The 13,700-nt window shown below is 65.8% G+C and carries 11 protein-coding genes; 5 read left to right on the forward strand and 6 right to left on the reverse strand.

What is annotated here, in order from left to right:
• The first annotated feature begins 56 nt into the window (after nucleotides 1-56).
• Nucleotides 57-1,025, forward strand: a complete 969-nt coding sequence (locus J0H39_20085) for a zinc-ribbon domain-containing protein (GenBank protein MBN9499058.1) — start codon at nucleotides 57-59, stop codon at nucleotides 1,023-1,025.
• Here J0H39_20085 and J0H39_20090 read toward each other — a convergent pair.
• The 4 genes from J0H39_20090 to argH all read right to left on the reverse strand — a co-directional run bounded on the left by J0H39_20090 (nucleotide 1,022) and on the right by argH (nucleotide 6,559).
• Nucleotides 1,022-3,586, reverse strand: a complete 2,565-nt coding sequence (locus tag J0H39_20090) for a TIGR02302 family protein (GenBank protein MBN9499059.1) — start codon at nucleotides 3,584-3,586, stop codon at nucleotides 1,022-1,024. The genes J0H39_20085 and J0H39_20090 overlap by 4 nt on opposite strands.
• An 88-nt stretch (nucleotides 3,587-3,674) precedes the next feature.
• Entirely contained in the window at nucleotides 3,675-4,958 is a 1,284-nt protein-coding gene (lysA, locus tag J0H39_20095; GenBank protein MBN9499060.1) for a diaminopimelate decarboxylase, read from the reverse strand.
• The gene (locus J0H39_20100) at nucleotides 4,955-5,176 is read right to left on the reverse strand and encodes a hypothetical protein (GenBank protein ID MBN9499061.1); all 222 of its coding nucleotides are present in this window, start codon (nucleotides 5,174-5,176) and stop codon (nucleotides 4,955-4,957) included. The genes lysA and J0H39_20100 overlap by 4 nt, the downstream gene beginning before the upstream one ends.
• A gap of 15 nt (nucleotides 5,177-5,191) precedes the next feature.
• Nucleotides 5,192-6,559, reverse strand: a complete 1,368-nt coding sequence (argH, locus tag J0H39_20105) for an argininosuccinate lyase (protein ID MBN9499062.1) — start codon at nucleotides 6,557-6,559, stop codon at nucleotides 5,192-5,194.
• 64 nt (nucleotides 6,560-6,623) lie between these two features.
• On the opposite strand from argH, the gene J0H39_20110 reads away from it, so the two are divergent.
• Nucleotides 6,624-7,196 carry a TlpA family protein disulfide reductase gene (locus tag J0H39_20110; GenBank protein MBN9499063.1) on the forward strand — a complete coding sequence of 191 codons (573 nt, stop codon included), beginning with the start codon at nucleotides 6,624-6,626 and terminating at the stop codon, nucleotides 7,194-7,196.
• Between the two features lie 74 nt (nucleotides 7,197-7,270).
• Here the strand turns inward: J0H39_20110 and fliG are convergent, their stop codons facing one another.
• Both fliG and J0H39_20120 read right to left on the reverse strand, forming a co-directional pair.
• Complete coding sequence (gene fliG, locus J0H39_20115) at nucleotides 7,271-8,293, reverse strand: flagellar motor switch protein FliG (protein ID MBN9499064.1); 1,023 nt, start codon at nucleotides 8,291-8,293, stop codon at nucleotides 7,271-7,273.
• Nucleotides 8,294-8,377: 84 nt separating this feature from the next.
• Nucleotides 8,378-9,409 carry an ABC transporter substrate-binding protein gene (locus J0H39_20120; protein ID MBN9499065.1) on the reverse strand — a complete coding sequence of 344 codons (1,032 nt, stop codon included), beginning with the start codon at nucleotides 9,407-9,409 and terminating at the stop codon, nucleotides 8,378-8,380.
• 166 nt (nucleotides 9,410-9,575) lie between these two features.
• Between J0H39_20120 and J0H39_20125 the strand changes: the two genes are divergently transcribed.
• From J0H39_20125 to J0H39_20135, 3 genes are read left to right on the forward strand one after another with little or no spacing between them, the layout of a single operon-like run.
• Nucleotides 9,576-10,901, forward strand: a complete 1,326-nt coding sequence (locus J0H39_20125; GenBank protein MBN9499066.1) for an extracellular solute-binding protein — start codon at nucleotides 9,576-9,578, stop codon at nucleotides 10,899-10,901.
• Between the two features lie 6 nt (nucleotides 10,902-10,907).
• Nucleotides 10,908-12,662: an iron ABC transporter permease gene (locus J0H39_20130; GenBank protein ID MBN9499067.1), complete on the forward strand. Its 1,755-nt coding sequence runs from the start codon at nucleotides 10,908-10,910 to the stop codon at nucleotides 12,660-12,662.
• Nucleotides 12,659-13,696, forward strand: coding sequence for an ABC transporter ATP-binding protein (locus J0H39_20135; protein ID MBN9499068.1), 1,038 nt, complete (start codon nucleotides 12,659-12,661; stop codon nucleotides 13,694-13,696). Before J0H39_20130 ends, J0H39_20135 begins: the two co-directional genes overlap by 4 nt.
• Nucleotides 13,697-13,700: the final 4 nt, after the last annotated feature.

A 13,700-nucleotide genomic window follows, 5' to 3' on the forward strand; every position in this document is an offset into this window, starting at 1 on the left:
AACGTCTCGGGTTTCTCGCGTTTCCGCCTTTGGGAGTCGCTTACGGCACGTCCCGCATGATCGTCGCCTGCCCAGAATGTTCGTCGCGATTCCGCGTGCCCGAAGACGCGTTAGGGGCCGGCGGACGCTATGTGCGTTGCGGCAATTGCGGCCATAGCTGGGTTCAGAAGCCGCGCCAGGCGATTCTCGAGGTCAATCACCGCTTTCCGCGCACCGAAAAGCGCCTGAGGAAGGACGAGCCGGGGGCGGCCATGCCGGCCGCCGCCGCCGCACCCGCGCGTTCCGCCGGGCGCGGCCTTTTGGATATCGCGCAGGAGGAGATGGCGCCGAGCTTCGCGCCGCCGCCCCCGCCGCCGCCGCGCATGGCGCCGCCACCCCCGCCGCCGCCGGCGGCGAGCCCTGCGCCCGAACCCGATTTGGCCCCGCCGGTCGAGGAAGCGCCGTCGCTGGAGGCTTTGGCCGAGACTGTCGCCGAGAGCGTCGAGCCCGCCGACGACATGCCGCGCCGCCGGGGCCCGCGCCCCAAGCCGCCGGAAGCGCCCAAGCGTTCGATCGCTGCAGCGATCGGCTGGATCCTGCTGCTGGTCACGATCGTCGGCTTGGGCTTGGCGGTCCAGATGCGCGCCGACGTGGTCGCCGCATTCCCGCAATCGCGGCCGATCTTCCAAGCGTTCCGTTTGGACGTGCCCGCCCCCGGGGCGGGGCTAACCGTCACGGTTCAGCCGCCGGTGCGCGGTTCGTCGGCCGGTACGCCGACGATGGAGGTCAGCGGCAAGCTGCGCAACGCGTCGGCCTCGTCGCTGGCCGTGCCGGTCTTGCGCGTCTCGCTGATCGACGAGAAGGGCGCCTCGGTCGCCGATCGCGATCTGATGCTCGACGCCAAGTCGCTCGAATCGGGCGAGGAGACGGCGTTCACGGTGGTGTTCGAGAATCCGCCGGCGGCGGCACAGAACCTGGTGATCACGCTGCACGACCGCCCGGGGGCGGGCTTCGCGCTGCCGTCCTGGCTGGCGGAGCTTTTCTAGAACCGGCGCAGCAGGCGTTCCAGATAATCGCGTTCGCCTTCGGGCCGCGCACGCTCACCCAGGCGGCGGATCAGTTCGTCCAGGATTTCCTGCGAGCGCATGACCTGCCCTTCGCCCAAACCCGGAATGCGCTGGAACGCGTCGGTCATCGTGCCGTTATTGCCGTCGAGATCGCGGCCCGCCGGATCGCGTTCGCTGGCCTGTTGGTCGCCGAACGCGTCTTCGCCTTGGCCTTCGCCCTGGCCTTGACCTTGCTGCTGGCCGAAGCGCTCCATCATCTGGCGCATCGCTTCGCGCGCCCCGGCGCGCAGCTGATCGAGCGCTTCCATTTGCGGGCGTAGGGCGCGGCCCGGCTGGCCGCGGCGGAGTTGATCGCCCGAATCGCGCATCGATCCTTCGGCCTGACCGAAGCCGTCGGGAACCTGGCCCATCATTTCGCCGAATTGGCGCATCATGTCGCCCAGCGCGCCGCGCAGCGAATCCTGTTCGCCGGCGTCGCCTTCGCCGTCCCCGTCGCCTTGCTGGCCCTGTTGACCCTGCTGGCCTTGTTGCCCCTGTTGGCCGCGTTGACCCTGCTGGCCCTGCTGGCCGGGGCGGAACTGGCCGGGACGGTTCTGCTGCGAGCGGCGGAAGGTGCGGTCGGTCAGTTGCTGCTGGCGCTGCATCAGCTCCTGCAAGCTGCGCATCATTTCCTGCGCGCCGGAATCGCCCGGCTGGCCTTGCTGGCCCTGCTGGTTTTCGCCGCGCTGGGCCTGCATCGTGCGCAGGTTTTCCAGCATCTCCTGCAAGCGCGACAGAAGATCGCGCGCCGCGTCGCGGGCCCCCGTGCGCGCCAACTGGCGGGCTTGGTCGAGCAGACGCTGAAGATCCTGACGTTCCAAACGCTGGCTGCGGTCGGCGTTCGGATCGCGGCGCTGCGCCTGTTCGGGATTGCGCATCGCGTTTTCGATCATCGCCTGCAAATAGCGATCGATCGCCTGCTGCAATTCCTGCATCAGCTTTTCGATTTCGGCGTCGGGCGCGTTCTGGGCGAGCGCGTCCTGCAAACGCTGCTGGATCGCGCGCAACTCGCGCTCGGCCGACGACAAGCGCCCGTCTTCGATGCGCAAGGCGACGTCCCACAGCAGGTTCTGCATTTCGTCGACGACCGCCGGTGTCGCATCCTTGGCGATCAGGCGCTGGGCGGCGGTGCGCAGGCCCAGGAACACGACCGTGTCGTCCGAATATTGCGGCGTGTTGGCGCCGATCGCGGCGATGGCGCGCGCGATCAACGCGCGGCGCGACATGTCGGCCACCAGCAGCTTGCGCTGTTCGACGATGGCGCGCGCGACCGGATGCTCGAAGGTCCGTTCGGGCATCACGAGGTCGATGGTTTCCGAAGCGCCGGTCTGGCCCGCGACGTCGGTCGCGCGCAAAGTCACCTTCACCGGCAACCCGGCCCAGGGATGGGCGGAAAGATCATGGAAGCTCGACGCCGTCGCTTCTTTCAAGCGCGGCCCCGGCAGCGGCAAATTCAAATCGATCGGCGCGCCCGGCCCTTCGACATTCGGGCGGCGGATTTCGGCCACGACGCCCGCGATGCCGTAATCGTCCTTGGCGAGGTAGTCGAGCTTCAACGCCGCGCGGCGTGTGCGTTGCGGGGCTTGCGGGAATTCGACCGTCGGTGCGGCATCGGGGATCAAGCGCAGCTTCCAAGCGCCCAGCGACGCATGGCCCTGATCGATCGCCAGCAATTGCCCATCGACGAGCTCGGCGCCGGCGCGCCAGCTTTGCAGGCGCTGGCCATTGTTGCCGGTGACCGAGGTTTCGACGGGTGCGAAGGGGGCGTGACGCGCATCGACGGTCAAACGCGGCGTCGTAGCGCCGCCGGTGACTTGCGCGATCAATTGGCTGCCGACGGGGACGGCGATTTCCGTCGTGTCGTGACGCGGGATAACCGGCGGCAGGCCGGTATAAGCGGGCGGCGTGATCCACAGATCCAACGCACCCGGCGGAATCGCGGGCGTATCCACGCCCGGCGAAAGTGCACGCGCGAAACGCGCGCCCGCGCGATCGCCGCCCACGCCCACGCCGACGACGAGCAGCAGAATCAAACTGACGCGCAGCGCCAACGGATCGCGCGCGGGCATGCCGGGCTTGGGCCAGCCGACGCGCACCTTCGCCAATGCCGCGAGCAAGCGGCGGCGATGCGCGTCCCACAATTTGGTTTGCGCGGAATCGGGCGTGCCGGCGGGCTTGTCGCCCAACGCTTGCAGCGGGCGATGGGCGAAACCGCTGGCGGTTTCCAACCGGCGCTGACCGGCTTGCGCGTCGGGCAGCAGCAGCGCTTTGCGCGCGTACCAAATCGCGGCGGTGAACGCGGCGGCGAAGGCGGCCAGCGCGGTCCAATGCAGTGCCACGTGCAGGCGCGGCAGCAGATCGAACAACACGACAAGGATGAAGGCGGTGGCCACGGTCGCGGCCGGCCACAAGGCGGGCACCGCGCGCTCCCACAACAGGGCGAAGCGCGCAAGCGTCAGACGGCCGGCGAGGCCGGGAATATTCGAACGCGGGTCGCGCAAATCACACTCCACCGGTCCAGGGGGAAGACAAGTCTACCCCTTCAGGTGCATCGTGCAATCGCGCGGTTTGTTACGCCCCGAAAACGCCTTAGTCCAAGTACGGGCTCGGCTTTTGGCGCTGCCAAGGGGCCAAGCGATCCAGTCCGATCAGCGACTCGACGCTTTGGCGCGGCCGCACGACCGCCACTTTGCCCTTATTGACCAGCAATTCCGGGGCCAGCGGCCGGGAATTATAGGCCGAGGACATCACCGCGCCGTAAGCGCCGGCTTGTCGCACGGCGACCAAATCGCCCGCTTCGAGGGGCGCGATTTTACGCGCCTGCGCGAGATAATCACCGGATTCGCAGATCGGGCCGACGACGTCGTAAACGCGCTTCGCCCCTTTGCGCGGGCGTAAGGGTTCGATCGCCATCCACGCTTCGTAAAGCGTGGGGCGGATCAGATCGTTCATCGCCGCGTCGACGATCGCGAAGTTTTTCGCCGAGCCCTTCTTCACGTAGATCACGCGCGCGAGCAGCACGCCCGCATCGGCGACCAGCCAGCGGCCGGGTTCCAGCACCAGGCCGAAGCCGGTCTTGTCGATCGCCGCGTGAACGGCGCGCGCATAGGCGGCGAGATCGGGCGGCGATTCGTTTTGGTAGACCACGCCCAGGCCGCCGCCGAAATCGAGCCGCGCCATGGGCACGCCCGCTTCGCGCAATTCCTTGCCCAACGCCGCGACGCGCGCGAAGGCCGCGCGATAGGGCGACACGTCGGTGATCTGGCTGCCGATATGCGTCGATAGCGCTTCGATGCGCACCGACTTCAATTTGCGCGCGGCCAGCGCGATCTGGCGCGCATGCGCGATCTCGACGCCGAATTTGTTCTCGCTCTTGCCCGTCGTGATCTTGCGATGCGTCTTGGCGTCGACATCGGGATTGACGCGCAGCGCCACGGGCGCCACTTGGCCGCGCTTCTTGGCCACACGCGCCAGCGCTTCAAGCTCGGGCTCGGATTCCACGTTGAACTGCAGCACGCCGGCGTCGAGCGCCAGGGCCATCTCGTCCTCGGTCTTGCCCACGCCCGCGAACACGATCTTCGACGCGGGCACGCCCGCCGAAAGTGCGCGCACCAACTCGCCCGCAGAAACGATGTCCGCCCCCGCGCCCATCGCGGCGAAGGTCGCGATCACCGCTTGGTTGGAGTTGGCTTTCAGCGCGTAGCAGATCGTCGGATCGAGCTTGGCGAAGGCTTTCTGGAATTCGCGCAAGCGCGATTCGAGCAACGCCTGGCTATAGACCCAGGCGGGCGTGCCATGGTCGCGCGCGATGCGCTCCAGCGAAACGCCGTCGCAATGCAGAACGCCGTTCTTGGTGTGGAAGCCGATGGTCATGGGGTCCGCTGCGGCTGTTGTTGCTGCTGTTCTTGTTCTTGCTCCTGCCGGCGCTGTTCCTGCTGGCGGGGCGAGCGTGCGGGATATTGGCGCGGATAGCGCGTATCCGCACCCATCGGCGGTTCGGGATCGCCCTTGCGCCCGCACGCGGCGAGCGGGGCGGCGAAGGCCAGCGCCAGCAGCAAGCGGCGCGGGATCGGGGGAAGTTCGGTCGTCATCGTGAACCGCTTATATCAAAGATAGCGCTTGCGTGCCGCAGTTACGGCCTTGCGCACATTGGCGGGGGCCGTGCCGCCGAAGCTCGTGCGGCTGGCGACGGAATTCTCCACGCCCAGCACCTTGAACACGCGCTTGTCGATGCGTTTCTCGACGGCTTGCATGTCGGCGAGCGGCAATTCGGAAATATCGATGCCCAATTCCTCCGCCCGGCGCACGATGCGCCCCGTCACGTGATGGGCTTCGCGGAACGGCATCCCCAATTCGCGCACCAGCCAATCGGCGAGATCGGTCGCGGTGGTGTAGCCGGCCGAAGCGCTCGCCTTCATGCGCGCTTCGTTGACGGTCAGATCGTCGATCATGCCGGTCATCGCGGCGACGGACAGCATCAGCGCGTCGGCGGCGGCGAAGCTGCGCGCCTTATCCTCCTGCATGTCCTTCGAATAGGTCAGCGGCAGGCCCTTCATCACGGTGAACAGGCCGATCAGCGAGCCGATCATGCGGCCCGACGTGGCGCGCACCAGCTCGGCCGCGTCCGGGTTGCGCTTCTGCGGCATGATCGAGCTGCCGGTACTCCACGCATCCGACAGGCGCACGAAGCCGAATTGCGGCCCGCACCAGATCACGAGTTCTTCGGCGAGGCGCGACAGATGCATCGACGTAATCGCCGCCGCCGACAGGAATTCGAGCGCGAAGTCGCGATCCGAGACGGAGTCGAGCGAGTTCGCGGTCGGCCGATCGAAGCCCAAGGCTTCGGCCGTGAAATGCCGGTCGATCGGAAAGGACGTGCCGGCCAACGCCGCCGCGCCCAAGGGCGATTCGTTCATGCGCCGGCGTGCGTCGGCGAAGCGGCCGCGATCGCGCCCGGCCATTTCGACATAGGCCATCAAATGATGGCCGAAGGTCACCGGCTGGGCGGGCTGCAAATGGGTGAAGCCCGGCATGATCGTGCCGGCATGGGCTTGCGCCTTGTCGAGCAACGCGCGCTGGAATTCGCGCAAGGCGAGTTCCGCGCGGTCGCAAGCGCCGCGCACCCAGAGGCGGAAATCGGTCGCAACTTGGTCGTTGCGGCTGCGCCCGGTGTGCAAACGCTTGGCGGGCTCGCCGATGATTTCCGCGAGCCGGCTTTCCACGTTCATGTGGATGTCTTCGAGCTCGGTCTTGAAGGTGAAGCGCCCGGTCTCGATCTCGACGCGCACCTTGTCGAGGCCTTCGACGATCTTGGCCGCGTCCTTCGCGGTCAGGATCTTCGCTTTGGCCAGCATGCGCGCATGCGCCTTCGATCCCGCGATATCTTCGGCGTAGAGGCGCTTGTCGACGTCGATCGACGCGTTGATCTTCTGCATGATCGCGTCGGGCGCCACGCCGAAACGCCCACCCCACATCGGGTTGGCTTCGGGCTTCTTGGCGCGTCTGGAAGTGTCGGACATGGCGGCCTATATTCGGATTATGCGGTTCTCCCGGCGACATGTTTTACGGGCGGCCGGGGCGGGCGCGACCCTAGCGCTTTCGGCCTCGGGTTCAAGCGTTTTCGCCCAAATTCCCCCGTTCAAGGGCAGCCTGGGCGCCTTCGTGCCGCGCACGCCGCCCGAAGCGCCCCCCGCGATCAGTTTCAAATCAGCCGACGGCAAGGAATTGACGCTGGCCGATTTCAAAGGCCGGGCGCTGGTCTTGAATTACTGGGCGACTTGGTGCGCGCCCTGCGTCGAGGAAATGCCCGCCCTCGACAAGCTGCACGCGAGTATGGCGGGCGAGGGGATCGAGGTCGTCGCCATCTCCGTCGATCGCGGCGGGATGCGTCAGGTCGCGCCGTTTTTCGAGGTGAACGCGCTCAAGAATCTGCCCGTCTATCTCGATCCGCCGGGCACTTCGATGCGCGCTTTCGGTCTGCGCGGCTTGCCGACGACGATCATCATCGATCGCCAGGGCCGCGACGCCGGCCGCCTGGAAGGCATGGCGCATTGGGATTCCGACGACGCGAAGAAATTGCTGCGCGCCATCGCGGGTCCGAAGACAAGCTGATCGTCATCCTGGCCAAGACCCCGGATCGCGCCGTCGCCGACGCGCCGGCTTGTCCGGGGCGACGGGTTTGAATTTCAGTAAATCAATTCGTCGTCGCTGCCGCCTTTGCGCGACAGGTTGATTTCCTCGCGCGCGGCGAGGTCCTTGGCGGTTTCGACGACCGAGGACTGCGCTTCGGACACGTCCTTCACGCGCACCGGGCCCATCTGTTCCATGTCGTCGCGCAGCATTTTGCCGGCACGCTCCGACATGTTGGACAGGAACAGATCGCGCAGGGCTTCCGAAGCGCCCTTCAGCGCCAAGCCCAGTTTGCTTTTGTCGACGGAGCGCAGCAGCGTCTGGATGCCGGCGGGATCGAGGCGCAGCAAATCCTCGAACTTGAACATGCTCTCGCGCACTTTGATCGCGGCTTCGGGGTTGCGCTCCTCCAGCGATTGCAGGAAGCGTTTCTCCGTCGTCGCGTCGAGCGCGTTGAAGATCTCGGCGATTTCCTCGTGCCGGTTTTTGGTTGTGTTCTTGCCGAGATTGGCCATGAACTCGTTGCGCAGGATGCGCTCGACATCGTCGAGCACTTCGCGCGGCACGGTGTCGAGCCGCAGCATGCGCATCACGACTTCCATCGCGAAACCGTCGGGCAAGGCCGAGATCACCTTGGCGGCGTGGTCGGGGCGCACGCGCGACAGCACGACCGCCGCCGTTTGCGGATATTCGTTCTTGAGGTAATTGGCGAGCGTCGTTTCGGGAACGTAGCCGAGCTTGTCCCAAACCGTGCGGCCCGCGGGCCCGCGAATATCGTCGAGAATGCCGTCGGCGCGTTTGCCCAGCACCTTGCCGAGGAACCGCTCCGTGCCCTCCATCGTGCCGGCGAGCGCGCCGCCTTGGCCCATCTGGTCGGCGAAATCGACGATCAAACGCTCGATCACCGAGGCATGGACCGAGCCGAGATTCGCCATGACGACGGAGAGATCCTTGATCTCCTCGTCGTCCATCACGGCGAACATCTTCGACGCCGTCTCCTCGCCCACGGCGAGCAGCAGGATCGCGGCCTTCTCGTGGCCGGTCAGCGTGCGGTAATCGTCGATGACTTTCTGGGACATGGACAATGCCGATTCTATCGCAAAATCGGCAAGTTGCGAAGGACCACCCCAAGTGTGGGGTGGTCCTCGTCCGTTATCGCACGTTCAGCGCGGCTGATTGCCGACTTGGCTTTCCCAGCGCTGGATCAAACGCGTGCGCTCGGCCGTCGCCCCGTATTTGGCGAAGTCGTAGTCGATCAGCTTCGTATCCTCCAGGCGCGGGGCCTGGGGCGGCGGGCTCGCCTTGCTGTGCGAGGGCGTCTGATAGCTTTTCGCCTTGGCGCCCAGCATCTGGATTTCCGGGTCGAGGGCGAATTCGTACCAAGCGCGCGCCTGCGCCATGTTGCGCGCCCCGCGCACGATCGACATCGAGCCGATTTCGTAGCCCGTGCCCTCGCACGGGGCGGCGACCGCGACGGGGGCGCCTTCCACCGCTTCGGCCACCGCATCGTGCAGGAACATGATGCCGACCAAGGTTTCGCCGCGCGCGACGTTACGCGCCGGGGCGGGGCCCGAACGCGTGTATTGGTTCACGTTGGTATGGAGGGCGCGCAGAAACGCGAAAGCCGGGTCCTCGCCCATCACCTGCACGAGTGTGGCGAGTGCCGTATAGGCCGTGCCCGACGAGGTGGGGTTCGAAATCTGCACTTCGTTCTTGAAGCGCGCATCGGCGGCATCGCGCCAGCAGCGCGGCGGCTGAATGCCCTTGCGCGCCAATTCCTGCGTGTTCCACGCGAAGCCGAGCACGCCCGCATAGATGCCGACGGTGCGATAATTCGATTGCTCGGCCTGGCGGCGCGCCCAAGGCTGCAACTCGCCGAGCTTGGGCGAGCGATATTCGGCCGTCAGATTGGCTTCGGCCGCTTGCAAATGCGGATCGCCCGTCCCGCCCCACCACATATCGGCGCGCGGGTTCTGCGCTTCGGCGCGCAATTGGGCGAGCGTTTCGCCCGAGCCCTTCTGCGTCATTGACACGCGAATGCCGGTGCGCCGCTCGAATTCCTGGGACATCAGCGTGCACCAATCCTGGAGCACGGAGCAGTAGACGACGATCTGGCCCTGCGCTTGGACCGGGGCCGGCGTTGCGGCCAGCGTTACGAGCGCGAATGCGCCCGCCAAACTTGCGAAGCGTTTCATGCGTTTCCCCCTTTTGGCGGCGCCGGTTTCGGTTGAAACGCACCGCATCTGGTGACAGTTTAATGACAGATTCGTTTCAAAGCGGGAAGACCCGCGGGCCGAATCGAAACGATCGCGGGATGCGATTGTCGATCCCACGCATCCCCGACCCCCGGAGGAACCCATAATGTTGAAATTGGCTTCGATTTCATTGGCCGCGTTGATCGCGGTGAGCGGCGTCGCGGCGGCGCAAGCCCTGGAAGATCGCGTGACGATCGTCACGTCGTTCTCGCGCGACGTGACCACGCCCTTCGTCGACGCGTTTCAGAAGAAATATCCCGGCACGAAAGTGGAGATTCAGAACCGCTCCACGACCGCCGGTGTGGCGTTCATCCGCGAAACGCGGTCCAACCCGCCCGACATGATGTGGGCTTCCGCCCCCGACGCGTTCGAAGTGCTGAAGAAGGGCAATCTGCTGCAGAAATACGAACCGAAATCCGAAGGCGTCGCGCCGAAGGTCGGTTCCTCGCCCACGCACGACCCGCAAGGCTTCTATTTCGGCTTCGCCGCGTCGGGCTACGGCATCATGTACAACACGCGTTATCTGCGTGCGAACAACCTGCCGGCCCCCAAGGAATGGGACGATCTGAAAAAGCCGATCTATTTCGGCCATGTCGGCATTTCAGCGCCCTCGCGCTCGGGCACCACGCATCTCACCGTCGAAACCATCCTGCAAGGCGAAGGCTGGGATAAAGGCTGGGCCTCGATGCTGGAGATCGGCGGCAATTTCGCCTCCGTCTCCGACCGCAGCTTCGGCGTGCCCGATGCGGTGAACTCCGGCCAATACGGCATCGGCATCGTCATCGACTTCTTCGGCCTGTCGGCCAAGGCGTCGGGCTTCCCGGTCGAATTCGTCTACCCGACCGTAACGACGATCGTGCCCGCCAATATCGGCATCGTCGCGGGCGCCAAGAACCTTCGCGCGGCGCAAGCCTTCGTCGACTTCCTGCTGTCGGAAGACGGGCAGGCCGTGCTGCTCGATCCGAAGATCCAGCGTCTGCCCGTGCGCCCGGCGAGCTATGCCAAGGCGCCCGCCGGCTATCCCAACCCGTTCACCGATCCCAATCTCGGCCGCCGCGTCGTGTTCGACGGCGATTTGTCGGAAGGGCGCTACGAGCTGGTGAACTCACTCTATGACCGCATCGTCACTTTCCGTTTGAAGGAGCTGACCGAGGCGTGGAAGGCGATCCATGCGGCCGAAGCGGCGGTGGCGCGGTCCAACAGCGCCGAAGGCAAGCGCTTGCTCGCCGAAGCGCGCAAGCTCGCCACATCCGTGCCGATCACGGAGAAAGAGGCGAGCGATCCCGCGATCGCCGGCGCGTTCCAGGAAAAGCGTCCGGATCGCCCGGTCGCGACGCGTCAGGCGGAGTTCGAGGAACGCTGGGACGCCTTCGCGCGCCAGAACTACGCCCAAGCCAAAACGCTCGCCGACAACGCGGCGCGCGCACGCTAAGGACGGATGAAGGGGAACGGCGTGGCCGACGCGAGCATCACTTTACCAGCACCTCGACGTGTGGGGTTGCTGGCGCGTTGGGAAACCACGCCGTTCCACCTGATCTGTGCGGGCACGGTCGCGGCCTTTCTGGTCGCGTTCCTGATCGTGCCCGTGGCGACGGTGGTGTTCGTCGCCTTCTGGGATGGGCAAAGCCTGACGCTCGTCCACTTCGCCGATTTCTTCCGCACGTCGCTGATGATCGAGGCGACGTGGAACTCGGTCTACGTGGCGCTGATGGCCGTCGTCGTGGCGACGCTCATCGCCGTGCCGCTCGCCTATTTCACCGTGCGCTTCCGCTTCAAGGGGGCGGCCCTGATCCAAACGCTGGGCGTGATCCCGCTGGTGATGCCGCCCTTCGTCGGCGCCGTGGCGATGCAGCTCGTCTACGGGCGCAACGGATCGGTCAATCTATTGCTGATGGATTGGTTCGGCTTCCGCCTGCCCTTCATGGAAGGGCTCAACGGCGTGATCTTCGTCCAAGGCCTGCATTACTTCCCGTTCATTCTGCTGAACCTCTCCGCCTCGCTCGCCAATATCGATTCGGCGATGGAGGAATCGGCGCAGAATTTGGGCGCGTCGGGCTGGACGCTGTTCTCGCGGATCGTCTTTCCGCTGGCGATGCCGGGCTATATCGCCGGGGCCGCGTTGGTCTTCGCCAAGGTGTTCGACGATCTGGCGACACCCTTGCTGCTCAACGTCAACAACATGCTGGCCCCGCAAGCATACTTGCGCATCACCTCGGTCGGCCTCGCCGATCCGATGGGCTATGTGATCTCGACCATTCTGGTCGTTCTGTCGGTTGTCGCGGTGTGGCTGTCGTTGTTGAGCCTGAAGAACCGCGATTTCGCGACCACGCAGCGCGGCGGCGGCGGCCTGTCCAAGCGCGAGTTGCGCTTGTGGGAGAAGATCGGCGCCTATGCCTTCATCGCCGTGGCGTTGATCCTGGCGCTGTCGCCGCATTTCGGCATTTTGATGCTCTCGCTCGCGACCGTCTGGTCGTTCTCGGTGATCCCGGACGCGTTCACCTTCGCGCATTACATCACCGTGTTCCGCGACGCCGGCGGCATGATGGCGAACACGGTGCTTTATTGCGGCGTGGCGGCGTTGATCGACGTGGTGCTCGGCACGATGATCGCCTATCTGGTGCTGCGCACGAAATTGCCGTTCCGCCAATTGATCGATCAGATCGCGATGGCGGCGGTGGCGGTACCCGGCCTCGTGCTCGGGATCGGCATCTTGCGCGTCTATTTCGACGTGAAGCTGCCCTTCTCGGGCGAAAGCCTGGCGACGTTCTGGGTAATGCTCGCTATTGCCTATGCCGTACGCCGCTTGCCTTACGCGTTGCGCTCTTGTACCGCCGCGCTGCAGCAGCTTCATCGCAGCCTGGAAGAAGCCGCCGAATGCCTGGGCGGCGACAAATCCGTCGTGATGCGCAAGATCGTCGTGCCCTTGATGGCGGGCGGCATTCTGGCGGGCTTCGTGACCAGCTTCGCGACCGCGGCCGTCGAGCTTGCCTCGACGCTGTTGCTGGTGACGCGCGACGCGTCGGCACCTTTGTCCTACGGCATCTATGTCTATATGCAATCCGCCGCCGGTCGCGGGCCGGGGGCGGCTTTGGGCGTGATCGCCGTGGTCGTCGTCGCGATCGCGACATGGGCCGCCTATCGCGTGGCGGAAAACGATCGGGCGCGGCGTGCCCGCGAAGGAGTCGCGGCATGAGCGCGCCGGGTGTGGAAATCGATCGGGTCTCGTTCGGCTACGGATCGACCAAGATCCTCGACGACGTTTCCTTGCGGGTGGAGAAGGGCGAGTTCTTCGCGTTTCTGGGGCCGTCGGGTTCGGGCAAGACGACGCTGTTGCGCCTCGTCGCCGGGTTCGGCGTGCCCAATGCGGGGGCCGTGCGCGTCAATGGGCGCGACGTGACCGACGTGCCGCCGTGGAAGCGCAATGTGGGCATGGTATTCCAAAGCTACGCGCTGTGGCCGCATATGACCGTCGCCAAGAACGTGGCGTTCGGGCTGGAGCGGCGCGACGTGCCCAAGGCCGAAATCGGCAAGCGCGTGGCCGCCGCCCTCGATCTCGTGGGCCTTGGGGCTTACGGCGAACGTCGCCCCGCCCAGCTTTCCGGCGGCCAGCAGCAGCGCGTGGCGGTGGCGCGCACGCTGGTGATCGAGCCCGACGTGCTGTTGCTCGACGAGCCCTTGTCGAATCTCGACGCCAAGCTGCGCGTCGAGATGCGCCAGGAAATCCGCGAGCTGCAGCGCAAGCTCGGCCTCACCACGATTTACGTGACCCACGATCAGGAGGAGGCGAACGCCATCGCCGACCGGATCGCGGTGCTCGATGGCGGGCGCATCCAGCAGCTCGGCGTGCCGATGGCGCTGTACGACCGGCCCGCCAATCGCTTCGTCGCCGCGTTCCTCGGCACGGCCAATCTGATCGAAGGCGATCTTTCCGCCGACGGGAATTTCCGCGCCGACGGTTTCGCGTTGGCCGGACTAACCGTGCCCAAACCCGGCAAAGCTTGCGTTTCCTTCCGGCCGCATGACGTGACTTTGTCGGCCGAAGGGCGCAATCTCGCCGGTACGATCCAGCATCGCGAATTTCTGGGCGGCAATATCCGTTATGTCGTAAGGGTCGGGCCGCATCGCGTCACCGTCGATACGGTTCACCGCCGCGATTCCCGGGTCTACGAAGTCGGCGCGTCGGTCGGGCTTTCGATCGACGCAAGCCAGGCCAGCGTTCTTTACTGAAATA

This window comes from Alphaproteobacteria bacterium (assembly GCA_017308135.1).
Taxonomy (GTDB): domain Bacteria; phylum Pseudomonadota; class Alphaproteobacteria; order CACIAM-22H2; family CACIAM-22H2; genus Tagaea.